At 33.4% G+C, this 23,148-nt stretch carries 23 protein-coding genes; 12 read left to right on the forward strand and 11 right to left on the reverse strand.

What is annotated here, in order from left to right; genetic code table 11:
* Positions 1-75: 75 nt before the first annotated feature.
* Together FNW17_RS00675 and rnr are read right to left on the reverse strand one after the other, a co-directional pair.
* On the reverse strand, positions 76-741 hold the full coding sequence (locus tag FNW17_RS00675) for a head GIN domain-containing protein (protein ID WP_144070639.1): 666 nt from the start codon (positions 739-741) through the stop codon (positions 76-78).
* A gap of 36 nt (positions 742-777) precedes the next feature.
* On the reverse strand, positions 778-2,958 hold the full coding sequence (gene rnr / locus FNW17_RS00680) for a ribonuclease R (RefSeq protein WP_144070640.1): 2,181 nt from the start codon (positions 2,956-2,958) through the stop codon (positions 778-780).
* 108 nt (positions 2,959-3,066) lie between these two features.
* On the opposite strand from rnr, the gene FNW17_RS00685 reads away from it, so the two are divergent.
* From FNW17_RS00685 to FNW17_RS00695, 3 genes are all read left to right on the forward strand, one after another.
* Positions 3,067-3,300 carry a putative signal transducing protein gene (locus FNW17_RS00685; protein WP_143390404.1) on the forward strand — a complete coding sequence of 78 codons (234 nt, stop codon included), beginning with the start codon at positions 3,067-3,069 and terminating at the stop codon, positions 3,298-3,300.
* Between the two features lie 638 nt (positions 3,301-3,938).
* Complete coding sequence (rpiB, locus tag FNW17_RS00690; protein WP_143390403.1) at positions 3,939-4,367, forward strand: ribose 5-phosphate isomerase B; 429 nt, start codon at positions 3,939-3,941, stop codon at positions 4,365-4,367.
* Positions 4,368-4,371: 4 nt separating this feature from the next.
* The gene (locus FNW17_RS00695) at positions 4,372-5,292 is read left to right on the forward strand and encodes a cation diffusion facilitator family transporter (RefSeq protein ID WP_143390402.1); all 921 of its coding nucleotides are present in this window, start codon (positions 4,372-4,374) and stop codon (positions 5,290-5,292) included.
* Positions 5,293-5,356: 64 nt separating this feature from the next.
* On the opposite strand, the gene FNW17_RS00700 is transcribed toward FNW17_RS00695, so the two are convergent.
* Positions 5,357-5,641, reverse strand: coding sequence for a DUF1294 domain-containing protein (locus FNW17_RS00700; protein WP_143390401.1), 285 nt, complete (start codon positions 5,639-5,641; stop codon positions 5,357-5,359).
* Positions 5,642-5,697: 56 nt separating this feature from the next.
* Here FNW17_RS00700 and FNW17_RS00705 point away from each other — a divergent pair, with 56 nt between their 5' ends.
* Genes FNW17_RS00705 through FNW17_RS00715 form a run of 3 tightly spaced genes read left to right on the forward strand, consistent with a single transcriptional unit; the run spans position 5,698 to position 8,713 of the window.
* Positions 5,698-7,821, forward strand: coding sequence for a Tex family protein (locus tag FNW17_RS00705; RefSeq protein ID WP_144070641.1), 2,124 nt, complete (start codon positions 5,698-5,700; stop codon positions 7,819-7,821).
* 20 nt (positions 7,822-7,841) lie between these two features.
* A complete protein-coding gene (locus FNW17_RS00710) occupies positions 7,842-8,147 on the forward strand; it encodes a DUF6922 domain-containing protein (RefSeq protein ID WP_126563112.1) in 306 nt (101 codons plus the stop codon).
* Positions 8,102-8,713, forward strand: coding sequence for a nucleotidyl transferase AbiEii/AbiGii toxin family protein (locus tag FNW17_RS00715; protein ID WP_144070642.1), 612 nt, complete (start codon positions 8,102-8,104; stop codon positions 8,711-8,713). Before FNW17_RS00710 ends, FNW17_RS00715 begins: the two co-directional genes overlap by 46 nt.
* Before the next feature lie 5 nt (positions 8,714-8,718).
* Here FNW17_RS00715 and FNW17_RS00720 read toward each other — a convergent pair whose 3' ends face one another.
* Together FNW17_RS00720 and tatA are read right to left on the reverse strand one after the other, a co-directional pair.
* Positions 8,719-10,101, reverse strand: coding sequence for an alpha/beta hydrolase family protein (locus FNW17_RS00720; RefSeq protein ID WP_144070643.1), 1,383 nt, complete (start codon positions 10,099-10,101; stop codon positions 8,719-8,721).
* Positions 10,102-10,287: 186 nt separating this feature from the next.
* Positions 10,288-10,470, reverse strand: a complete 183-nt coding sequence (gene tatA, locus FNW17_RS00725) for a twin-arginine translocase TatA/TatE family subunit (protein WP_126563131.1) — start codon at positions 10,468-10,470, stop codon at positions 10,288-10,290.
* Positions 10,471-10,674: 204 nt separating this feature from the next.
* Between tatA and FNW17_RS00730 the strand changes: the two genes are divergently transcribed.
* The 5 genes from FNW17_RS00730 (at position 10,675) to FNW17_RS00750 (ending at position 16,797) form a co-directional block, all read left to right on the forward strand.
* Entirely contained in the window at positions 10,675-11,178 is a 504-nt protein-coding gene (locus FNW17_RS00730; RefSeq protein ID WP_126563130.1) for a peptidase, read from the forward strand.
* A 10-nt stretch (positions 11,179-11,188) separates the two neighbouring features.
* Positions 11,189-12,676: a GH3 family domain-containing protein gene (locus FNW17_RS00735; protein WP_144070644.1), complete on the forward strand. Its 1,488-nt coding sequence runs from the start codon at positions 11,189-11,191 to the stop codon at positions 12,674-12,676.
* Between the two features lie 6 nt (positions 12,677-12,682).
* Positions 12,683-13,564 carry a carboxypeptidase-like regulatory domain-containing protein gene (locus FNW17_RS00740; RefSeq protein WP_143390397.1) on the forward strand — a complete coding sequence of 294 codons (882 nt, stop codon included), beginning with the start codon at positions 12,683-12,685 and terminating at the stop codon, positions 13,562-13,564.
* Positions 13,565-13,693: 129 nt separating this feature from the next.
* Positions 13,694-15,376, forward strand: coding sequence for a DUF6909 family protein (locus FNW17_RS00745; protein ID WP_144070792.1), 1,683 nt, complete (start codon positions 13,694-13,696; stop codon positions 15,374-15,376).
* A 68-nt stretch (positions 15,377-15,444) separates the two neighbouring features.
* Positions 15,445-16,797 carry an exopolysaccharide biosynthesis polyprenyl glycosylphosphotransferase gene (locus tag FNW17_RS00750; RefSeq protein WP_143390395.1) on the forward strand — a complete coding sequence of 451 codons (1,353 nt, stop codon included), beginning with the start codon at positions 15,445-15,447 and terminating at the stop codon, positions 16,795-16,797.
* Here the strand turns inward: FNW17_RS00750 and FNW17_RS00755 are convergent.
* The 6 genes from FNW17_RS00755 to FNW17_RS00780 form a co-directional block, all read right to left on the reverse strand.
* Positions 16,794-17,978, reverse strand: a complete 1,185-nt coding sequence (locus FNW17_RS00755; protein ID WP_143390394.1) for a glycosyltransferase family 4 protein — start codon at positions 17,976-17,978, stop codon at positions 16,794-16,796. The two genes, FNW17_RS00750 and FNW17_RS00755, sit on opposite strands and share 4 nt — an antisense overlap.
* 99 nt (positions 17,979-18,077) lie before the next feature.
* On the reverse strand, positions 18,078-19,163 hold the full coding sequence (gene wecB / locus FNW17_RS00760) for a non-hydrolyzing UDP-N-acetylglucosamine 2-epimerase (protein WP_185964802.1): 1,086 nt from the start codon (positions 19,161-19,163) through the stop codon (positions 18,078-18,080).
* Between the two features lie 7 nt (positions 19,164-19,170).
* Positions 19,171-19,701: an ORF6N domain-containing protein gene (locus tag FNW17_RS00765; RefSeq protein WP_143390393.1), complete on the reverse strand. Its 531-nt coding sequence runs from the start codon at positions 19,699-19,701 to the stop codon at positions 19,171-19,173.
* Between the two features lie 110 nt (positions 19,702-19,811).
* The gene (locus tag FNW17_RS00770; protein ID WP_144070645.1) at positions 19,812-21,173 is read right to left on the reverse strand and encodes a phenylacetate--CoA ligase family protein; all 1,362 of its coding nucleotides are present in this window, start codon (positions 21,171-21,173) and stop codon (positions 19,812-19,814) included.
* Positions 21,174-21,476 carry a HigA family addiction module antitoxin gene (locus FNW17_RS00775; RefSeq protein ID WP_143390389.1) on the reverse strand — a complete coding sequence of 101 codons (303 nt, stop codon included), beginning with the start codon at positions 21,474-21,476 and terminating at the stop codon, positions 21,174-21,176.
* A gap of 11 nt (positions 21,477-21,487) precedes the next feature.
* A complete protein-coding gene (locus FNW17_RS00780; protein ID WP_143390387.1) occupies positions 21,488-21,769 on the reverse strand; it encodes a type II toxin-antitoxin system RelE/ParE family toxin in 282 nt (93 codons plus the stop codon).
* A gap of 91 nt (positions 21,770-21,860) precedes the next feature.
* Here FNW17_RS00780 and purD point away from each other — a divergent pair, with 91 nt between their 5' ends.
* A complete protein-coding gene (gene purD / locus FNW17_RS00785; RefSeq protein WP_144070646.1) occupies positions 21,861-23,135 on the forward strand; it encodes a phosphoribosylamine--glycine ligase in 1,275 nt (424 codons plus the stop codon).
* Positions 23,136-23,148: the final 13 nt, after the last annotated feature.

The raw sequence follows: 23,148 nt of genomic DNA on the forward strand, positions 1-23,148 counted from the left end.
AAAAAACTTTAAAAAATTGCTATCAATTATAGAATACAAAAAGAATTCCCCGAAAATTTCTTTCGGGGAATATAATTATTTTTCCGTTATAGATCCACCTGCAAAGGTTTCTTGTTTTATTTCTTTTGGTTTACCGTAAATAGAAATACTTCCACCAGCTTTTACTTTTGCATTTACAAGAGTTGTTGCGTTTACATCGGCACTACCTCCAGCTGAAACACTAACTGATGTTTGAGAAGTTACTAAATCTTTGCCATAAAAAATTCCGCCAGAAGTAATAGTCGTTTTTTGAGTAACTGCTTTCCCTGATAAACTAATTATACCAGCAGAATATAACTTATTCGTAGTATTCTCAACATCAAGTTCTACATCAATCATTGCGCCCTCTTGGGTTGATAATTGTATTGTTGTTTGTTTAAAAATGTGTTTGCTGCTCACAATACTTCCTTCGTTTGCATCTATACTTTGAATATTTTTGAAGTATAATGTTACTTTCGTATCTTCTCCAGACAACATTTTGGTAACTGACATTCTAAGTTTTAAAACTCCATTTTTATTAACTGCTTCGAAGCTGCTTTCGTTTTTTCCACTAACAATTACTTTATTTTCTGTAGATGGAACTAAAGTTACATTCAACTGATCAAAGACTTTCAACTCATCAAAATTATCTAATTTGATAGTTGTTTGACTAAAATTTAATTGTGAAATCATCACAAAAGCGATTAAAATTATCTTTTTCATTTTTATAAAATTTTAAATATTTAACTATAAAATCACTTATTCATTTCTTCTAATAAAATTAAAATCCAATTGTTTTTTAACTAAATCGGCATTTTTAACTTTAACGTAAATCTCATCACCTAATTGCAGCAGTGATTTTGTTGTAGCGCCAACTAAAGCATATTGTTTTTCGTCGAAAGTGTAATAATCATCTTTAATTTCTCGAATTCGAACCATTCCTTCGCATTTATTTTCGATAATTTCAACGAAAATTCCCCATTCGGTTACTCCAGAAATTACACCCAAAAATTCTTGATCGTTATGATTCTGCATATATTTTACTTGCATATATTTAATAGAATCACGTTCAGCATTCGAGGCTAAACCTTCCATTGTAGAAGAATGCAAACATTTTGATTCGTATTTTTCTTCGTCTACAGATTTTCCTCCATCAAGATAAAATTGTAATAATCGATGCACCATAACATCAGGATAACGACGAATTGGCGAGGTAAAATGGCTGTAATAATCAAAAGCTAAACCATAATGACCAATATTATCGGTCGAATATTTAGCTTTACTCATTGTTCTAATAGCTAAAGTATCAATTAAATTCTGCTCTTTTTTTCCATTTACATCCGCCATTAACTGATTCAATGATTTTGAAATATCACCTTTGTTTCTGAAATCAATCTTGTAACCAAATTTTGCAATCACAGTTTGCATCGCAATTAATTTATCTTCATTTGGTTCGTCGTGAATTCTATAAATAAAAGTTTTATTTTGTTTACCAATGTATTCTGCTACTTTTCTATTAGCCAAAAGCATAAATTCTTCAATCAGATGATTGGCATCTTTTGAAACTTTAAAATAAACACCTTCTGGTTCGCCTTCATCATCTAAATTGAATTTTACTTCCACTTTATCGAATGAAATGGCACCATTATTCATTCTATTTCTACGCAGAACTTTAGCTAAATCTTGCATTTTAAGCGTTGCTGCTACAATTTCATCCGAAACCACATAAGAACTTCCTGTGATAGAAGTTTCGGCTGGAATAGTATTATCTTTCGTCTCTATAATGTATTGCGCTTCTTCGTAAGCAAATCGTTGATCTGAATAAATCACGGTTCTTCCAAACCATTGATTGACCACTTGCGCAGTTTCTGTAATTTCGAAAATAGCCGAAAATGTATATTTTTCTTCTTGCGGACGCAATGAACAAGCAAAATTAGACAACACTTCTGGCAGCATTGGTACAACTCTATCTACTAAATACACCGAAGTCGCACGTTGATACGCTTCATCATCTAGAATAGTTCCTTCTTCTAAATAATAAGAAACATCGGCAATATGGATTCCAATTTCGTAATGACCATTTTCTAACTTTTTGAAAGACAAGGCATCATCAAAATCTTTGGCATCTTTTGGATCAATCGTGAAAGTTAAAGTATCGCGCATATCACGACGATTTTTAATTTCTTCTTCAGTAATAGAAGTATCAATTTTTTGAGCAAAAACTTCTACTTCTACTGGAAATTCTGCTGGTAAACCATATTCTGCTAAGATTGCGTGAATTTCAGTATCGTGTTCTCCTGGTTTTCCAAGCACTTTTATTACGGAACCAAAAGGACTATCCGCCCTTTTAGGCCAATCTTCGATATGAACCAAAACAACATCACCTTGTTCTGCTTCGCCTAATTTATCTTTTGGAATAAAAATATCGGTGTACATTTTAGGATTAGCTGTAGATACAAAAGCAAAATTCTTTTGAATATCAATGACACCAACGAAATCAGTTTTGGATCTTTCGACAACTTCAATTACTTCTCCCTCAGGTCTTCTCCCTTTTCTACGATTGTAAACATAAACTTTTACAATATCTTTATCTAAAGCTCGGTTCAAATTATTGGTCGGAATAAAAACATCTTCTTCTAATTCTGGACAAACAAAATAAGCAGTTTTTCGACCGGTCATATCTATTTTTCCTTCGTAATAATCTTGACTTAAAGCTTTGATAAGGTATTTTCCTGGTTCGGATTCAATTATCTTTTTTTGTGAAGCAAGAATTTTTAAATCTCGGATAATTTCGTTCCTGCTTTTAGTATCATCTAAATCTAAAATAGCAGCTATTTGTTTGTGGTTGTAGGCTTTATTGGAATTTTGTGATAGTATTTTTATAATTTTATTAGAAAAATCTTTCTCTTTATTTTCTGGTTTTCTCAAATTTTTACTCATAATTGTTTTCTTAAAAGCCTAAAATTACGAAGAAGTATTAAGATTTAGAGTATTAAGTATTAAGTATTATCTAAAATATAACTTTGTATCTTTATAAAAATTTATAAAATGGAAGATTTTCAAACCATTAGCACATTCAATTTTGCTCACGAAATTATAGTTTTGAAATCCATTTTACAAAATGAAGGAATTCCTTTTTTGTTTCAAAACGAAAATCTAATATCAATTGATCCTTTCGCTAGTATTGCCTATGGAGGAATTCATCTCAAAGTTCACAGAAATGATTTAGAAAAGGTTCAAGCTATTCTTGATAATTTGAATAACAATCTTGAAATAGTTTGAAGTTATCAACATCTATTAAAAACAACAAAAAGAAAAAGAAATTTAAATTATTTTTTTAATGGTTATTATAGCGTGTTAATAGTTACAATAAGTTTAATTTTAAAATAAGGTTTTTATAGTTGTAGGTTTTTATATTGATTTATTAACATAGTTTAGCGACCTTAAAAGGTTCATTCTGAATTTATTTTAAAAAACTATTAACAATGGTTAATAATTAAAAGAAGATTGTTTTTGTAAATAAGTTAGTATTGCAATTTTGTTAATAATACCATTTTTTCTATCAATAACTTTTCTAAAAATTCATCAAACTAAATTTGGTTATTTCATTCCGGTTTTGGATTACGTTTTTATTTAATACAAACAAGAAATACTTCTAATTTTCTATCCAAAGTTATAAACACTCTATGTTAATTTAACATTAACTGAATATCAAGCATTTAGGTTTTACTATTAACAATGTAAAATTTTAACTTTTTAATTATATAGTAATCAATGTTTTATAGAGATTGTTAATTATTATACATTCTTTAAAACACACATTATTAATAGTATAGCTCTAAATAGATTTAATACAATATATTTAAAAAATTAAATAATTCTTTCAGTAAATTTGCAGTTCAAAAATTAATAAAAATAAAATGAAAATCTCCATAGGAAACGACCACGCAGGACCTGAATACAAAAAAGCCATTGTTCAATATTTAGAGTCAAAAGGGCACGAAGTTACCAATTACGGAACGGATACAGATGGTTCTGTTGATTATCCAGATTTTGGTCACCCTGTTGCTACAGATGTTTCGGAAGGAAAAGCTGATTTTGGAATCGTAATTTGTGGTTCAGGAAACGGAATTGCTATGACGGTGAATAAACATCCAAAAGTGAGAGCAGGTTTGTGTTGGATAAAAGAAATAGCTTATTTAACACGTTTGCATAATAATGCGAATGTTGTTTGTATTCCGGCGCGTTATACATCAATTCAACAAGCCATAGAAATTGTAGAAACTTTTTTAACTACCGAATTCGAAGGAGGAAGACATCAAACTAGAGTAGATAAAATTAGTTGTTAATATTTTGGGACACAATCATAACCACGATCACGGACACCATCATCATCAAGTAGAAGGTAAAAATCTACTTTTTTCAATTTTTTTAAATATTGTTATTACTGTAGCACAAGTGATTGGTGGACTTATTTCAGGAAGTTTAGCTTTACTGTCAGATGCTTTACATAATTTTTCCGATGTTCTCTCCTTGGTTTTTAGTTATGTTGCTAATAAATTAGCTAAAAAAGAAGCCTCTGTTAATCAAACTTTTGGATACAAAAGAGCCGAACTTATTGCGGCTTTTGTCAATGCAATGACTTTAATTATTGTGGCTCTGTTTTTAGTTTATGGTGCTATCGAACGTTTTTTCAATCCAGAACACATTAAATCTGGATTAGTAATTTGGCTTTCGCTTTTAGGAATTGTAATGAATGGTTTGTCTGTATTATTATTAAAAAATGATGCCGATAAAAACCTAAATATGAAATCGGCTTATTTGCATTTGTTTACCGATATGTTGGCTTCGGTTGCGGTTTTAGTTGGCGGTTTGTTGATGAAATATTTTCAATGGTTTTGGGTCGATAGCGTTTTGACGTTGGCAATTGCTATTTATTTATTTATTGTTGGCTACTATTTACTCAAGAATTCTACTCAAATTTTGATGCTTTTTACACCTAGCCATATCGACATCAAAGAAATCATTAGCGAAGTGCATAAAATAGAAGGAGCCAATAAATTGCATCACATTCACGTTTGGTATCTCAATGAGGAAGAATTACATCTCGAAGCCCATCTCGATTGTTCCGAAGACATAAAGATGTCTGAATTCAACGAAATATTGCATAAAATTGAGCACGTTTTATTCGATAAATTTCAAATTAACCACATCAATATTCAACCTGAATATAAAAGAGAAGAAGACTCTAAGGATTTTATAGTTCAGGATTAATACAAATTCCGTCAACCAACTGACTGAATTAACGTTTTTTGAGGTGATTAACAAACAGAATTATTTAGATTTTATAGTGTAAAACTCCCAAATAAAATAATCCAAAAACAACTGCAATTTGAATTAAAACAATTCCAAAAAACTTCCACAAATAGGATATTTTCGAAGTCTTATGTCTAAAAATAAGCATTGCTAAACCCGAACCAATTGTTCCTCCAAAAAGCACAAAACATAACAAAGTTCGTTCTGAAATTCTTTGTTTTTGAGCTTTTGCCAAATGTTTGTCATAAGCTATTAACGTAAAAGCCATTCCATTCAAAATCAAAAAATAGTAGAATAAAATATCCATTTAGCATAAATTAAGTTCCAAAGATATTATTTTAGCTGTCCGAAAAAAATCCAAAAATGACTAACATACAATTCATCGCCAAAACTGTTCAAACAGCAGTTATAAATATTCAAAACACGGTTCAATTATTGCAAGAAGATTGCACGATTCCTTTTATTTCCCGTTATCGAAAAGACAAAACAGGAAATCTGGATGAAGTTTTTATAGAACAAATTGCCAAACTCCAAAAAGATTACGAAGTTATCGTAAAGCGAAAAGAAGCGATTTTAAAATCGATTGAAGAGCAAAACGTATTATTACCCGAGTTGGATAAAAAAATACAACAGAGCTTCGATTTACAGGAATTGGAAGATATTTATTTACCTTTCAAAAAGAAGAAAAAAACCAAAGCCGATGTCGCTCGTGAAAATGGATTGGAACCATTAGCCAAAACAATAATGGCGCAAAACAACGACGATGTTGACTTTATTTCCACCAAATATATAAATGAAAACGTCATCAACGAAGAAGCTGCTTTGCAAGGTGCACGTGACATTATCGCCGAATGGATTAACGAAAACATTTATGTTCGTAAACAGTTGCGAAGACTTTTTCAACGAAAAGCAACGATTACAACCAAGGTTGTAAAAACCAAAAAAGACGATCAAGACGCCCAAAAATTCAATCAATATTTTGATTGGTCGGAACCGTTGACAAAAGCACCTTCGCATCGTTTGTTGGCAATTCTTCGTGCCGAAAATGAAGGTTTTATAAAGTTTAAAGTCGAAGTTGATATTAACGAAGCGTATGATATTATTGACGAATTAATATTAAAAAGTCAAAACAAAACTACTCCACACGTACAATTAGCCATCGAAGACTCCTATAAAAGATTGCTAAATCCTGCCATTTCAAACGAAGCTTTGCAAGAAGCCAAAGCCAAGGCTGATGCCAATTCGATTCAGGTTTTTGCTAATAATTTGGGGCAATTATTGTTGGCGCCACCTTTGGGTGAAAAAAGAATTTTGGCTATTGATCCTGGATTTCGTTCGGGATGTAAAATCGTTTGTTTGGACGAAAAAGGCGATTTGCTCTACAACGAAAATATTTATCCGAACGCACCACAAAATGAAACGGCAATGGCGATGAAAAAAATTCGTTCTATGGTCAATGCGTATCAAATTGATGCGATTTCCATCGGAAACGGAACGGCTTCGAGAGAAACCGAATTTTTCATCAAGAAAATCGCTTTCGATAAACCCGTTCAAGTATTTATAGTTTCAGAAGCGGGAGCATCGGTTTATTCGGCATCAAAAATTGCTCGAGAAGAATTTCCAAATTACGATGTGACCGTTCGTGGCTCGGTTTCTATCGGAAGAAGATTGTCTGATCCATTGGCCGAATTGGTAAAAATTGACCCAAAAGCAATAGGAGTGGGGCAGTACCAACACGATGTAGACCAAACCAAACTAAAAGAAGAACTAGACAATACGGTAATTCGTTGCGTGAATTCCGTTGGGATAAATATAAATACGGCGAGCAAACATCTGTTGAGTTACGTGAGTGGAATAGGAGAGAAGTTGGCCGAAAATATCGTGCAATACCGTTCGGAAAATGGTCCGTTTGAAGATAGAAAACAGCTCAAAAAAGTGCCACGATTGGGCGAAAAAGCCTATCAGCAAGGCGTTGCTTTTATACGAATTAAAGAAGGAAAAAATCCGTTAGACAATTCTGCCGTGCATCCCGAAGCCTACGGTATTGTCGAGAAAATGGCGAAAGATTTGAAATTGTCGGTAAACGATTTGATTGCCAATAAAGAAAAAACAGCTTTGATTAAAGCCGAAAATTACATCACACCTGAAATTGGAATTTTAGGTATAAAAGACATCATTAAAGAACTTGAAAAACCAGGATTGGATCCTAGAAAATTAGCCAAGGTTTTCGAATTTGACCCGAATGTAAAAACGATTAAAGATTTGAAAACCGGAATGATTTTACCCGGAATTGTCAACAATATTACCAATTTTGGTTGCTTTGTTGATATTGGTTTAAAGGAAAGTGGTTTGGTTCACATTTCTCAACTCAAAGCAGGATTTGTGAGCGATGTAAATGAAGTGGTAAAACTACACCAACACGTTGAAGTAAAAGTCACTGAAGTGGATGAAGATAGAAAGAGAATCCAGTTGACGATGGTTTTGTAAAAATAGCTACCTTTGTTTTTATGAAGAAAGAAATAACCATAAACGACTTTTCGCAATATCTCTTTTGGGATGTGGATTTGAATGATTTTGACTTCGAAAAGCACAAATCTCATCTCATACAAAAAGTTTTAGAATATGGATTTATGAAAGATTGGAGATTATTAAAAGAACTTTACGGATTAGAAACAATTAAAGAAGTTTCTTTGAATTTAAGAAGTCTTGATGCCGTAACGCTTTCTTACCTATCTGCTATTTTTAAAATCGACAAAACAGAATTTAGATGTTACAAACACAGACAGTTGTACCCGAACTTATGGAACTCTTAAACAAAATTATGTCTGAAAAACTATTTTCAGATTTTAATTTAGTTGGAGGAACATCATTAGCTTTACAAATGGGTCATCGAAATTCCATTGATATTGACTTATTTGGAAATTCCGAAATTAATCCAGAATTATTTATTGAAAAACTTTCAGAATTTGGAGAAGTAAAAGTAGCACAAAGCACCAAAAACATTTTGATTACAAAAATTAACGATGTTAAAGTTGATTTTGTAAACTATAAATACCCATTACTTTCAGACTGTTTGTTTATAGAAAACATTAGAATGCTTTCTAAAAAAGACATCGCTGCTATGAAACTAAATGCAATTGCTGGAAGAGGAAGTAAAAAAGATTTTATCGATTTGTATTTTTTATTGAATGAGTTTACGCTCGAAGATATTTTATCATTTTATGAAAAAAAATATCACGATGGTTCTATTTTTATGGTTCAGAAAAGTTTGACCTATTTTGGAGATGCGGATCTTCAACTACACCCCCAAATGTTCAAAAATTTCAACTGGGAAACCTGCAAGCAAAAAATCATTGAAGAAGTTTTGAAATTAGAATAGGATTTTTATTTCAACCCCAAAATCCAATTACTCATCGTGTCTAAGACGACAGGAGCAATGGTTTGTTCGATTGTAGAATATTCAGCGGTCGATCCTGTTTTAGCTTCTTGGAACAGATGATTGAGTCCAGGAAGTTCTTTTATTGTTGCTTTTTTGTTTCCTGCTTTGGTTAAATAAGCCTGAATACCTGCTAAATTTTCAGTGGCTTTTACTTGTAAATCTAACGATCCGTTTAGTGCCAACACAGGAATTTTCAATTTAGACCAATACAACTCAGGATTGAATTTTAAAAAATAAACATACCACGGACTAGTAATTGAACGAGTTTGTTGGGCTACAAATTCGTCGATTTGAGTTTCTGTAAGTCCTTGTTTTTGGGTCAGTTTTATGAATTCTTCTTTAATGTAAGGTTGAAAATCTGCTTTTAAATTACTGCCATTATAATTAATGATGTAAGCATATACTTTTTTGTTAAATGCTGTACTTGCTTCAATTTGAGCTGATGTAGCGCCTTGCGATTTTGCAATCGATTGGCTTTGCAAAAGCATCATTTGATCAATTGTAATACCTGGACCCGCAAGCGATATAACAAATTGAACTTTTGTGTTTTGAACAACCACCATTGGTGCAATCAATCCGCCTTCGCTATGGCCAATTAAACCAATTTTTTTGAACCCTTTTGCACTCAAAAAATCAACGGCTGCGGTAATATCTGTTGCAAAACTAGCCGAAGTATCTTCAGGAGTCCCTTTGCTAGAACCGCCAACGCCACGATCGTCTAAACGCAAAACCCCAATTCCTTTTTGGGCAAAATCATTCGCAATAACCGCGAAAGGTTTGTGTCCAAAAATTTCTGAATCACGATTTTGCACACCAGAACCCGTGATCAAAATCACCACAGGAAAATCTTTTTTGTTTTTAGGAAGCGTCAAAGTTCCGGCCAAGGTATTTTTATCTTTTGGATTTACAAAAACCACTTCTTCAATTGGATAATCAAAAGGAGGTTTTGGTTCTTGTGGACGTTTTAAGACAGGTGTATCGTTTAATTTCCGTGTTAATACTAGCGGAATACTACCTCCATTTTGTACAAAAATCCCTTCTATTGAGGTTCCGTTAAAGTGTCCACTGAATTTCAAATTAAGATTTGGAGCCGCTAATTGCAATTCATTATTTGCAAAAGTTGTTTCCTTAATCGGAATGCCTTTGGCGCCTTGCATCGGACTGTCTAAAGAGGTTTGGTATAAGTCTCCGTTTTTTTGAATATTAAAAACCAGCGGAAGTTGCGTTCCTTGAATACTTAAGCTTCCTGCCCAAGACCCTTGAATTTCTTGAGAAAAAAGCGATTGGAAGGATACAAAAAGGAAAAAAAGTAGTACTTTGGTTTTCATTTGAAAAGGACTTTGTTAAAATAAAAACTCTAAGGTAATCGAAGCTAGATTAAAAACAGACGATATTGACAAATAACTGTTTCTAAAGATGTAAAAATCGGAATAGTTATAAAAACGAAAATCCCAAATCCTAAACAAATGAATTGTTTAGAATTTGGAATATTAAATTTTAAACCTAAAGAAAATTTATTCTTTGGTTTCCTCTTTAGTTTCTTTTTTATCTGCTGGTTGGTCATCTTTTGCAGCATTTTTGAATTCTTTAATTCCGCTACCTAAACCTTTCATTAATTCTGGAATTTTTTTCCCTCCAAAAAGCAATAAAACAACCGCCAAAATAACAAGGATTTCTGTTAAACCAAATCTTCCCATAATATAATATTTTATTGCCGAAGCAAATTTCTAATAAATCGCACAACAAAGGTATATAGAATTACTTAACATAAAATTAATTAGCGATAATTATTTTAGTTTCTTATGCGTTAAAAATTTGGTAAAAATTCACAACACAAACACAAACAAGAAAACAAGCGAATGATTGCATTAATTATTATATTTGTATCATAAACAAAAAACATGTCTGAAAATAGACTTAAACGAAGAAAACTTCACAATAAATTATTCACAAAAAACCGATTGGTTATTTTGAATGAGGAAACTTTTGAAGAGCTTTTTTCATTCAAATTAAATCTAATGAATGTTTTTGTGGTAGCAACTTCTGGCGCTATTTTATTGATAACTTTTACCACTTTTATCATTGCTTTCACACCTTTGCGAGAGTTTATTCCGGGATATTCCTCTTCTAAACTGAAAAAAGATGCCACTGAACTGGCGCTAAAATCAGATTCTTTATCTTTGGCTTTGAAGAAAAATGAAGCCTACATCAAATCCATCCAAAAAGTATTGACGGGTCAATTGGAATATGCTAAATTCAATAAAGATTCCATTCTTGCCATCAGTGAAGAAACGCCATCTAAATTTGATTTATCCGCTTCAGAAGAAGAACTGGAATTAAGAAAAGAAGTAACCAAAGAAGAAAAAAAATCTCAATCCAACGCGTCTAAAGCGAAAAAAAAATAAAACTCTTATAATGTCTTTAAAACCTTTTTTTGCTAAAATATTTGCACGTAATATCTATCGAAAAACCCAGCTCTGGGCAACAAATCCAATAGAAACTCAGCAAAGAGTTTTCGAGGATTTAATTCGTCAAGCGGAAAAAACCCTATTCGGGATAGATCATCATTTTGACCAAATAAAAACTTTCGAAGATTTCACCAAGAATGTTCCGGTTCGCGATTATGAAGGTTTGAAATCCTATGTTGATAAGGTGGTAAATGGGGAGGAAAATGTGCTCTGGAAAGGCAAACCTTTATATTTTGCCAAAACTTCAGGAACGACATCAGGTGCAAAATATATTCCGCTAACCAAGGAGTCGATGCCTTTTCATATCGAAGCCGCAAGAAATGCTATTCTACATTACATTCACGAAACTGGAAATGCCGATTTTGTCGATGGAAAAATGATTTTCTTGCAAGGAAGTCCAATATTAGAAGAAAAAAACGGTGTAAAATTGGGAAGATTGTCTGGAATCGTGGCTCATTTTATTCCGAAATATTTGCAAAAAAACCGAATGCCTTCTTTGGAAACCAATTGCATCGAGGATTGGGAAACCAAGGTAAACGCCATAGTCGAAGAAACTTTTGACCAAAATATGACCGTGATTTCCGGAATTCCTTCTTGGGTGCAAATGTATTTTGAAAAATTACATCAAAAAGGAGGGAAGCCTGTTGGCGATATCTTCAAAAATTTCAATTTGTTCATTTATGGCGGTGTCAATTACGAGCCGTATCGCGCCAAATTCGAAAATTTGATTGGTCGAAAAGTAGATAGCATTGAATTATTTCCTGCTTCGGAAGGATTTTTTGCCTACCAAGATTCGCAAAAGGAAAAAGGAATGTTGCTGCTGTTGAACTCCGGAATTTTCTACGAATTCATTAAAAGCGAAGAATTTTATATCGAAAACCCCAAAAGACACACCATTGGCGAAGTTGAATTGGGCGTGAATTATGTGTTGATTATTTCAACCAATGCAGGACTTTGGGGTTACAACATTGGAGACACAGTTCAGTTTACGAGTTTGAAACCTTACAGAGTTATTGTTTCGGGCAGAATCAAACATTATATTTCGGCTTTTGGCGAACACGTCATTGGCAAAGAAGTCGAAAGTGCTTTGCAAGAAGCTATAATTGGAACAAATATTCGAATTAACGAATTTACAGTTGCGCCACAAATTACGCCAAACGAAGGATTACCATACCACGAATGGTTTATCGAATTTGAAAACGAACCTGAGGATTTTAATGCTTTTGCTGAAGCTTTAGACAATGCAATGCGCAAACAAAACATCTACTACGATGATTTGATTGTGGGAAATGTGTTGCGAAAAGTGGTTGTTACCAAAGTGGCCAAAAATGGTTTTCAAGATTATATGAAATCCATTGGAAAACTAGGGGGACAAAACAAGATTCCGAGATTGAGCAATGATAGAAAAATTGTGGATTTGCTACAAAGAGAATAGAAAATTATGGTAGAGAAAAGACTTTTATTAGCATTAGTTTTCATCACATTGTCTGTGTCCGCACAAATAAAAGGAATTGTAAAGGACAGCCTTTCCGGAAAACCAATCCCGTTTGTAAACATTTGGGTTCAGAATGAAAATATCGGCTCGACTTCAGAAGAAAATGGAACTTTTTTTATCAATACAATAGCAAACGGGAATAAATTAATTTTTTCAACTTTGGGATTTGAGAAGAAAATTATCAAGGCTTCAGATGCTTCTGTAGTTTATTTGAAACCAGCAGCCTATTTACTTAATGAGGTTGTGATTTCAAAAAGTATTGGAACTAGGGAAACAGAAATTGGGAAAACAAAAACCGAAATTTACCAAGCATTCGACAATGGACCCAAGATTGACACCAAGTTTTTCCCCTATTTACAGTCGTATAAAAAAACTAAATATTTAAAAAAAGTTAGCATTTATAGCGACAGCAGAATCGAAAATGCGAGCATTAAAATTCATTTTTATAATGTAGATTCTAAAGGATATCCTGCCGAAGAATTGACGGATAAAGATTTTGTGGTTTCGGTCAAAAAAGGTACAAGAACCAACTGGTTTGATCTAACAAAGTTTAATTTAAAATTCCCAAAAAACGGACTTTTTGTTGGTTTTGAAAAATTAATGATCGAAAGGAATAAAACCGAAAAATCGATTACCGACTCCAACACAAACATAACACAAATACAAAGGACTTACTTTCCATTTGTCTTGTATAATTATGTCGAAAGGGATTATTTATACACTTTTTCAGGAGGAAAATGGAGTCGACAGCCAAATCAGGAAGCAAGCGGTACAAAAGGGAAAATGATGATAAATGAACCCGTAATAACACTAATTTTATCCAACTAATCTATTAAAATCATACATTTGCAGGTTACAAAACATTTACTAATGAAATCGTAGTAATAAATGGATTTCGTAAACATCAATGAAGATAAGGCGTTTTCGTCTATCTTAAAAAACAATAATTTTCTAAAGATGAAAGAAATTAAAAATATATCAAGATCTAGAGCGCAAGAATCCTCTGCGGCAATTGAAAAAATGTATATTACTATGCGCCATTTGTTTAACCGTGGATTTTATAAGCCAATGGGAGTTTCTGGCGACACATTGAGAGAAGCTTTATTAACATTACGTCCTGAAATTTACGGGAATATTGCCGAAGAAAAAGTGGAATTAAGCGGACTTTTATATGTTATCGAACGACTTCCAACAGGAATTGAAGAATGTCGATTCATCAATTTAACTTCGGACGAAGGCTACTCCAAATCACATTTTCAAGCCATTGTTCCGCCAAAGAGAAAACGCAATTGCTATCGAATTGACGAAGAGCAAATGAATGTTGAAATCACCCGTGGGCGTTCTGACATTTACGATATTCTGACGCATTTGACCTTCATTTTCATCGAATCACACAAGATTAGAAATAGAGTTTTACTAGATGACGCCGGCGAAGTTTCTCGTGATTGGCAAAAATTGGAACAAGCAGTTTCACAAAAGAAGAAGCTAACTCAAATCGAAAAAGAAAAAGCCGTTTCGCACGCAGCAAACATTCTGGGCAGAACATTTATAGAAGTTTTGGACATATACGATGCCTTTGGATCGGAATTATCGCCAGATCGATTCTTGCACGTCATTTATTGGTTGGGAAAATTAGCCATAGAAGAAGTGGTCGACGATAACAAAAGAACTATAACATTCAGTCCTATTTTAAGAGAACGATTAGGACATCATATTCACGGCGAAATTTGGGCAACTAACATCAAGGAAGTATTAAAAGCAAATAATCTTCTAGACCGCCCAATTCACGTAATAAGTGCCAATATGCATAGCGTTATGAATTCCATTTTCGCTACAACGGTTTTGAAAACCAAGTTCAAAGACCAATCGGATTTCTTTATTTATGAAGAATTAAGCAAATCAGGAGCTTATGAGGTTAGAGATAAAGTTGAAGAATTTGCAAAACAACACGGAATGATTTCGCTTCCAGATGCTGCTTCTGGAACCAATATTGACGTGCAAATTTTTGATACAGCCAAAATTAATTGGTCAAAAACATCGTTTCCAACAGCAACTATTGGAGATATAAAACCAGTACTAATTGTGATGGATTATGCCTTTGGGGAACAAGCTTACGAGACTATTGACGAATTATTGAAACCCTTCAAAAAAGACATATTATTGAATGTTGAATCTGTTTCTATAATGGGAAAAGCAGGAATTCTTCAAGGAGGAAAAGGCGATATTATGATTCCAACGGCACACATCAACGAAGGAACTGCTGATAATTATTTCTTTGAAAACGAATTAAATGGAGAAATGTTTAAGGAGGGTGGCATTCCAGTTTTTGAAGGACCAATGGTTACCGTTTTAGGAACTTCCTTGCAAAATAAAGATTTATTAAAGTTTTTCCACGAATCGACTTGGGGTGTAATTGGACTCGAAATGGAAGGTTCTTATTATCAAAAAGCCATTCAATCGGCATCAAAAATCAGGAAAAGTATTCCACAAGATGTGAAAGTCAGATACGCATATTACGCTTCGGATAATCCTTTGGAAACGGGAAGTACATTGGCTTCAGGAGGTTTAGGAACGACGGGTGTGAAACCTACTTATTTGATTACCATTAAAATATTGGAACAAATTTTTAATGTGAAATAGAGGAATTAACCAACAAAGAAAAGACATAATATTTCCTTTGTAAACACTTTAAAATCAAATTTGCGCATTTGAAAACTAAAACGGGAAGATATTCTGGCTATATTAGGCCTTTCTCTTACTTGATCGATTTAATTATCATCAATGTATTGACCATTTATATGTTTCCATTCCATTCTAACGAAATTATTTATTCCATTTTAATAAGTTTGGCTTGGATTGCTATTGCAATTTATCTCGGGTTTTATGAAGTATATCGATATACAAAGGTAATAGCAATTCTAAATTGTGCTTTAAAACAGTTTGTATTATTTTCCTTGTTTTGCTTGGCATTAGAATTATTTTACTCGGATTTTTATTATCAAAAACGAGTTGTTTTTTTTGTAGTACTATCAATTATTTTCATTCTATTAATCAAACTTTCCATTTATTATTTCCTGAGAAAATTCAGGGTTTTATATGGAGGAAATTCGCGAAGTGTTGTTTTGTTAGGAAACAATAAAAACATTAGTCCACTAAAAAACTTTTTTACAGAAAATCCAGATTATGGATACAGACTAATGAAGGTATTCACTTTAGAAAATCATAAAAACGAAAAAATTGATGAATGTTTTTCCTATGTAATTACTACTAAAACCGATGAAATTTATTGTGCAATGGCCGATTTATCGGATAGTCAAATTACCGATATTATTGATTTTGCCGATAATAATCTGAAAACCTTAAAATTTATTCCAGACGAAAAACAAATCCTTTCCAGAACCGCTAAGTTTGAATATTACAACTACATCCCTGTTATTTCTTTGAGGAATATCTTGCAGGATGAAACCATAAACAAAGTCATCAAACGTATTTTTGACCTTCTTTTTTCTTCAATAATAATTATTGGATTAATGTCTTGGATAATGCCAATTTTAGCTATTATAATTAAATTGGAATCAAAAGGCCCCTTGTTTTTTATCCAAAAAAGGAATGGATTAAATTATAAGGAATTCAATTGTTATAAATTTAGATCGATGTTTATAAACGATCAAGCTGATACAGATTTAGCCTCTAAAAATGATGTTCGAATAACCAAAGTAGGCAAGTTTATCCGAAAAACTAGCATAGACGAATTACCTCAGTTTTTCAATGTTTTTTTAGGCGAAATGTCAGTTGTAGGTCCTAGACCACATATGGTAAGTGTTGCCAATTTATATGCTCTAAAAGTAGATAAATTTATGGTGCGTCATTTTGTTAAACCCGGAATTACCGGACTTGCTCAAACAAAAGGCTATCGTGGCGAAGTTGAAACGGACGAGGACATCATTAATAGAGTAAAATACGATATTTTCTATATGGAAAATTGGTCCATTTTATTAGATATTGAAATCATTTTCAAAACCATTTATAATGTTTTAAAAGGCGATGAAAAAGCTTTTTAAAACACGTTTTTATTGATTAAATCTTTAATTTGAAAATCAAGATTGAAATGTTTTTCGGCACTATCAAAAACTTCTTTTTTCATCGTTTGAATTTTATTTTTCCCTGTTTTTGATATTTCAATTAAAGAAGCATTCAAGCTTTCGAAATCGCCAACCGCGGCAACCCAACCCAAATTATTTTCTTTTACAATCGTTTCGCCTTCGCCACCACCACAATAAAGTACAGGAAAACCCAATGCCCCATATTCGAATATTTTCGAAGGCACAGAGCCATAAATTCTTGTCTTTAATGGAATAATAGCAATATCAAAAGTTTTGAGTTTTTCGTGTAAAATATTCCGCTCCAGCATTCCGTGAAAAAAGATTTTTTTCTGTGGATTTTGCTGGATTAAATCTTCGATTTGCGATTTTTCGCCACCATCTCCAAAAATGTGTAATTCGATGTTCAAATTTTCTAATTCAATGTTTTGACACAATTCGAAAACACCTTGAGCCACACCCAATAATCCAGCATAAAACAGTTGTATTGGTTCATTTATATTCGAAACCAACTCCATTTTTGCCACTTGATGATCGGGGAAATTACGGTACAAATGACATTCTTTTTCTGGAAAAATCGAATGAATATGAGTAATGATTTCGTTGGATTGACCAAAAATTAAAGTCGCTTTCGAATAAATAAATCGTTCAAAAAATAAGGAAACCTGATGCGAAAAACTATCTTTTTTCAAGGCTTTCAATTCAATAGCAGCCAATGGCCACAAATCGGAAACATTCAATATTATTTTTTTTCGCATTAGCGAAAGCACCAAAACAGACACGAAAGACAACAACAACGGTGGCGATTGAACAACTACTTTATTGGGCGTTTTTTTGCACAATAAATGAAAAAAAAGCATACTCGAAAACGACAAAACTGAAAGCGTTCGTTTGAAGATGTTTTTGCTCACACTCGGATAAATCCAAAGTCGTTTTACCGTGATATTTTGAAGGTTTTCTGTTATTGAAAATTTGCCTTTATATTCTGGAAACAATTCCCCTTTTGGATAATTCCCTAAGGGACAAATCAGGGAAACTTTGTAATTGTTTTGATGCAATTTTAAGGCTAACTGCTCAATTCTATTGGCTGCAGCGCCTTTTTCTGGCGGATAATAATTCGATATGATGAGGATTTCTTCCATTATTTATAACAGTTGCATTTTTTTGAACCATTAAGATATTAAGAAAATTAAGCGTGATTTTACTTAATGAACCTTAATATCTTAATGGTAAAATATAATTTAATATTTCAAAAGGATTTCGATAATTCGTTCCGAGGATTTTCCATCCCAAAGTTCAGGAATTCCTGCTTCTCGTCCTCCGTTTTGAAGAAATTCTCCAAAATGTTTTTCTAAATTTTCTATCGAAGTTCCCACCAAAGTATTTGTTCCAATGCTTTGTGTTTCGGGTCTTTCGGTGTTGTTTCGCATTGTAAAACAAGGAATTCCCATAACGGTAGTTTCCTCCGAAATCCCTCCAGAATCTGTAATAACCGCAAAACTATTTTTGATGAGGTACATAAAATTCAAATAGCCTTGAGGCTCTACAAAAAGGATGTTTTTCAAGTCTAAATTGGTCTCGCCCAAAATCGCTTTCGTTCTTGGATGAATTGGGAAAATTACTTTTTTGTCGCCAGCTAGTTTATCAATCCCTTGAAGCAATTGAATCAAAGATTGTTCTTCATCCACGTTGGATGGTCGATGTAGGGTCAAAATAATATAATTTCTAGTTTCCAATTCGAATTCATTCCAAAATTTAGGTTCAAAAATTCTGTCCAGATTTTGATATAAAGTATCAATCATCACGTTGCCTACGAAATGAACATTGGCTTTATCAACACCATATTTCAATAAATTCTCAGATGCCGAAGTTGAGGTCGTAAAGAAATAATCGGTAATACTGTCGGTAACGATTCTATTGATTTCTTCGGGCATTGTCATATCGCCAGAGCGAATTCCGGCCTCCACGTGAGCGACTTTTATGTTTTGTTTTTTGGCCACAATGGCACAAGCCATCGTCGAATTGACATCGCCAACTACCAAAACCAAATCACAAGGATTTTGTTGTAATTCTTTTTCAAAAGCCACCATAATGGCTCCCGTTTGTTCTGCTTGCGACCCGCTTTTTACTTCCAGATTGCTGTTGGGTTTTGGAATATTCAATTCCTCGAAAAAAGTATCGCTGAGGTTTTTGTCATAATGCTGACCCGTATGCACCAAACGATAGGAAATAGTAGCTCCTTCGTTTTGCTTTTTTTCAATCGCTTTGATAATGGGTGCGATTTTGATAAAATTAGGTCTTGCGCCTGCGACTATGGTTATTTTCATTATGCTATTATTTTTTGTAACCAATTTTTGTTCTTGGCGTTTCATTTTCTTTTTTATCGGACAACTCATCCAAATAAGAGAAAACCAACTCGATATTCTTGTCGTGATTTTCTAATTTTTTCTGAATTTGAAGAATGTCTATTTTTAAATCGGTGGTGTCCAAAAGCATTTGTCTCACTTTTGAAAATATCCGCATAATTTGAATATTTGTTTGAATAGCTTTATCACTTTTCAAAACGCATGACAACATAAGAACGCCGTGTTCTGTAAATACGGAAGGCAAATATTTTAAATTAGATCCTCTGCCATTCTTCAAGATCACAAATTGTGACCTTGAAGAATCGTATTCTACCTTTGAAAGTTCAAACATAAAATCTTCAGGAAATCTGGATATATTCCTTTTTACAGCTTGTTTTAAAACTCTGGTTTCAATTCCGTAAAGTGATGCTAAATCACTATCAAACATCACTTTTTGGTTTCTAATAAAGTAAATTTTGTTAGAAATTAATTCTTCAGAAAGTAGTATTTCGTTTTCCATAAATTATCTTTTTAGTTTCTTTAAGGTCGCAAATTGCGACCTTGAACGTCTTGATGTCACAATCTGTGACTTCAAGATTCAATTTGAAGGTCGCAATTTGCGACCTTCAATTATTTACTTACAACTCCCTCTTCTTTGGAGAGGGTTGGGGTGAGGTTCGAAACAAACTGTTTCAATTTTCCGCTTTTGCTTCGTTCTAGTTTTTCTTTTCTGATGAATGTAAAAACCAAACCTTTTTCCAAATATAAAGTAATTGCGGCTTCAATTTTCTGGATTTGTTCTCCATTTAATTTGATTTTGCTTACGTATTCAATTTCAAAAGTATCGATTTTAGTTTGTTTGATGATAAATTCTTTTACGTTGCCATCGTCTTCGATGATGCTTTTTGTTACGTAATAAAAAGTCAATCCAGGTGATTTTTTCCCGCTTGGTAAAATGGCTATATCATTGGTGCGACCAATTAATTGCTGAAGAATAGGTTTTTTCGACGTGCTTTTTTTGTCCAAAATGCCAATGTCGCCAATGTCATATCGAATAAACGGATGCGCTTTATTGAACAAAGAAGTGATTACAACGCGACCTGCTACACCATAAGGCAAAACGGTATTGTTTTCGTCCAAAATTTCTACAAAAAGCGTCTCGGAATTCACTTGCCATTCGCCGTTAGTCCCGAAACTTCGGGATTGAAAAGCAATCAAATCCAGTTCCGAAGCACCATATTCATTGACAACAGGAACTCCAAATTGTTTTTCTAATAGGATTTTGTCTTCTTCAAAAAGCATTTCGGAAGTAACCACACAGACTTTTAAAGTCGGACAAATGGTTTTTAAAACAATATTTTTTTGTTGTAAAAATTTGGCAAACAAAACGATTGAACTTGTATATCCGTTGATGTAATCGAATTTTCGAGTCTTGAATTCGTTTAAAAACCCTTCTAAAACTACGTCCGATAAATCGAAAATTGGAAATCGAAAACGGTTACTAAAAAAATCCTTGAAACGTTCTTTTTTGTTACCAATAAAATCCAATGGAATTCCATAAAAACGAGCTTGATAAGACGAATTGAAATCAATTCCGTGCCAGCCAAAACGATTGATGATATTGGCCCAAGTCAAGGCGTGCGAAAATTTGTCTTTGGCAAAAATAAACGGATCGCCACTGGAACCCGATGTTTTATTGACATACACATTTTTCAAAGAAAACCCTTTTGAAAGTCTTTCAATTAATGGTTTCTGAAAGTCTTTCTTAGTCATTATTGGCAAATCGTTCCAAGTATTGAAAGTGGTTTTGCCAACGAGATTTTGATAGGAAGAATTATTTTTTAAATGATAATCAACAATTTCTTGTTTTTTATTTTCAATAAAAGCTTCGAATTCTTGTTCCGGAATAGACTGGATTTTTTGCAATTCGGCTTTGGCTTCCTTCATCGGGAAACCATTTATTTTTAGAGAAAAATCGAAAAGTGGAAACATTTAGGCTACTTTTTGAACATTAAATCGTTTGATGGATTCTAATTCTTGTTTTTTATTTTTGGTTTCTTCTTCTATGTCAAAATCATCTTGGAGACCCAACCAAAATTTGGCAGAATTTCCAAAATATTGACTTAATCGCAAAGCGGTATCGGCTGTTATTCTACGATTTCCCTTGATAATTTCTGAAATTCTAGTTTGCGGAATTTTCAAATCTTTGCACAAACGGTAAGAGGTTATTTCCAAAGGAATGAGAAATTCCTCTAGCAAAATTTCGCCCGGATGTATGTTTTTAAGCTTTTCCATAATTTTTAGTTTTAATGATAATCAACAATTTCGACATTAGTGGCATTTCCGTTTTCCCACATAAAAATAATGCGCCATTGATTGTTGATTCTAATGCTGTAATAATCCTTTAAATTGCCGCTTAATTTCTCTAATGGGTTGGAAGGAGGAATTCTTAAATCAATCAAATCTTGGGAGTTGTTGAGCATTCTTAGCTTTCTTCTGCCCATTTGTTGAATCTCTATCGCTGGTTTTTTTACGACAAAACCGTTCCAGATTTTTTCGGTTTCTTTAGATCCAAATGAAATTATCATACCTTTTGCGTTACTAACGTCAAAAGTAAGTAAAAAAAATTATTATTTCAACTTAAAACAGACTATTTTTGCCAAACTTAAAAACCACACGATGACAATTTTACTTTTAGGTTCTGGAGGAAGAGAACACGCTTTTGCTTGGAAAATGATTCAAAGTCCGCTTTGCGACAAACTTTTTGTAGCACCAGGAAATGCAGGAACGGCTTCGATAGCCAATAATGTTGCTATCAGCCCAACGGATTTTGATGCCATAAAAGCATTTGTACTTCAGGAAAAAGTGGGAATGGTGGTTGTTGGACCCGAAGATCCTTTGGTAAAAGGGATTTTCGACTTTTTTAAAAACGACAATGATTTAAAAGATATCCCAGTTATTGGACCATCAAAATTAGGGGCAACTCTTGAAGGAAGTAAAGAGTTTGCCAAAGAATTTTTGATGAAACACAACATTCCAACGGCGGCTTATGATAGTTTCACTGCCGAAACCGTGGAGAAAGGATGTGATTTCTTGGAAACGTTGCAACCGCCATATGTTTTGAAAGCAGATGGATTGGCAGCAGGAAAAGGAGTTTTGATTATTCACGATCTGGCAGAAGCCAAGCAAGAATTAAGAAATATGTTGGTTGGCCAAAAATTTGGTGCGGCCAGTTCTAAAGTGGTGATCGAAGAATTTTTGGACGGAATTGAATTGAGCTGTTTTGTTTTGACCGACGGGAAAAGTTATAAAATATTGCCAACAGCCAAAGATTATAAACGCATTGGCGAAGGCGACACGGGTTTGAACACAGGCGGAATGGGAGCAGTTTCTCCAGTTCCTTATGTTGACGCTGTTTTGATGGAAAAAATCGAAACACGCATCGTAAAACCTACTATTGAAGGTTTCCAGAAAGATGGAATCGAATATAAAGGATTTGTGTTTATTGGATTGATCAATGTCAACAACGAACCAATCGTAATTGAATACAACGTGCGAATGGGCGATCCAGAAACGGAAGTTGTCGTTCCACGAATGAAATCGGATTTGGTGGAGTTGTTTTTGGCTGTGGCCAATGAAAAACTAGACGAATTCGAACTAGAAATTGACGAAAGAAGTGCCACGACAATTGTGGTGGTTTCTGGCGGTTATCCAGAAGATTTCGAGAAAGGAAAAGTAATTTCAGGATTGGAAACGATAGAAGATTCAATAGTTTTTCACGCAGGAACAAAATTGGATAACGGAAACGTGGTAAGTAACGGAGGAAGAGTTTTGACTGTGACATCCTATGGAGACAACTTCGAAGAGGCCATAAAAAAATCTTACCAAAACATAGACAAGCTATATTTTGATAAGATGTATTTTAGAAAAGATATTGGGAACGATTTAAAATAGTTCCCAATATCGT

The organism is Flavobacterium franklandianum, assembly GCF_007097365.1.
Lineage (GTDB): Bacteria > Bacteroidota > Bacteroidia > Flavobacteriales > Flavobacteriaceae > Flavobacterium > Flavobacterium franklandianum.

Coding starts and splice junctions, on each gene's coding strand:
- FNW17_RS00675 (WP_144070639.1), bottom strand. CDS start 741: ATGAAAAAGATAATTTTAATCGCTTTTGTGATGATTTCACAATTAAAT.
- rnr (WP_144070640.1), bottom strand. CDS start 2,958: ATGAGTAAAAATTTGAGAAAACCAGAAAATAAAGAGAAAGATTTTTCT.
- FNW17_RS00685 (WP_143390404.1), top strand. CDS start 3,067: ATGGAAGATTTTCAAACCATTAGCACATTCAATTTTGCTCACGAAATT.
- rpiB (WP_143390403.1), top strand. CDS start 3,939: ATGAAAATCTCCATAGGAAACGACCACGCAGGACCTGAATACAAAAAA.
- FNW17_RS00700 (WP_143390401.1), bottom strand. CDS start 5,641: ATGGATATTTTATTCTACTATTTTTTGATTTTGAATGGAATGGCTTTT.
- FNW17_RS00705 (WP_144070641.1), top strand. CDS start 5,698: ATGACTAACATACAATTCATCGCCAAAACTGTTCAAACAGCAGTTATA.
- FNW17_RS00710 (WP_126563112.1), top strand. CDS start 7,842: ATGAAGAAAGAAATAACCATAAACGACTTTTCGCAATATCTCTTTTGG.
- FNW17_RS00715 (WP_144070642.1), top strand. CDS start 8,102: ATGTTACAAACACAGACAGTTGTACCCGAACTTATGGAACTCTTAAAC.
- FNW17_RS00720 (WP_144070643.1), bottom strand. CDS start 10,101: ATGAAAACCAAAGTACTACTTTTTTTCCTTTTTGTATCCTTCCAATCG.
- tatA (WP_126563131.1), bottom strand. CDS start 10,470: ATGGGAAGATTTGGTTTAACAGAAATCCTTGTTATTTTGGCGGTTGTT.
- FNW17_RS00730 (WP_126563130.1), top strand. CDS start 10,675: ATGTCTGAAAATAGACTTAAACGAAGAAAACTTCACAATAAATTATTC.
- FNW17_RS00735 (WP_144070644.1), top strand. CDS start 11,189: ATGTCTTTAAAACCTTTTTTTGCTAAAATATTTGCACGTAATATCTAT.
- FNW17_RS00740 (WP_143390397.1), top strand. CDS start 12,683: ATGGTAGAGAAAAGACTTTTATTAGCATTAGTTTTCATCACATTGTCT.
- FNW17_RS00745 (WP_144070792.1), top strand. CDS start 13,694: ATGAAAGAAATTAAAAATATATCAAGATCTAGAGCGCAAGAATCCTCT.
- FNW17_RS00755 (WP_143390394.1), bottom strand. CDS start 17,978: ATGGAAGAAATCCTCATCATATCGAATTATTATCCGCCAGAAAAAGGC.
- wecB (WP_185964802.1), bottom strand. CDS start 19,163: ATGAAAATAACCATAGTCGCAGGCGCAAGACCTAATTTTATCAAAATC.
- FNW17_RS00765 (WP_143390393.1), bottom strand. CDS start 19,701: ATGGAAAACGAAATACTACTTTCTGAAGAATTAATTTCTAACAAAATT.
- FNW17_RS00770 (WP_144070645.1), bottom strand. CDS start 21,173: ATGTTTCCACTTTTCGATTTTTCTCTAAAAATAAATGGTTTCCCGATG.
- FNW17_RS00775 (WP_143390389.1), bottom strand. CDS start 21,476: ATGGAAAAGCTTAAAAACATACATCCGGGCGAAATTTTGCTAGAGGAA.
- FNW17_RS00780 (WP_143390387.1), bottom strand. CDS start 21,769: ATGATAATTTCATTTGGATCTAAAGAAACCGAAAAAATCTGGAACGGT.
- purD (WP_144070646.1), top strand. CDS start 21,861: ATGACAATTTTACTTTTAGGTTCTGGAGGAAGAGAACACGCTTTTGCT.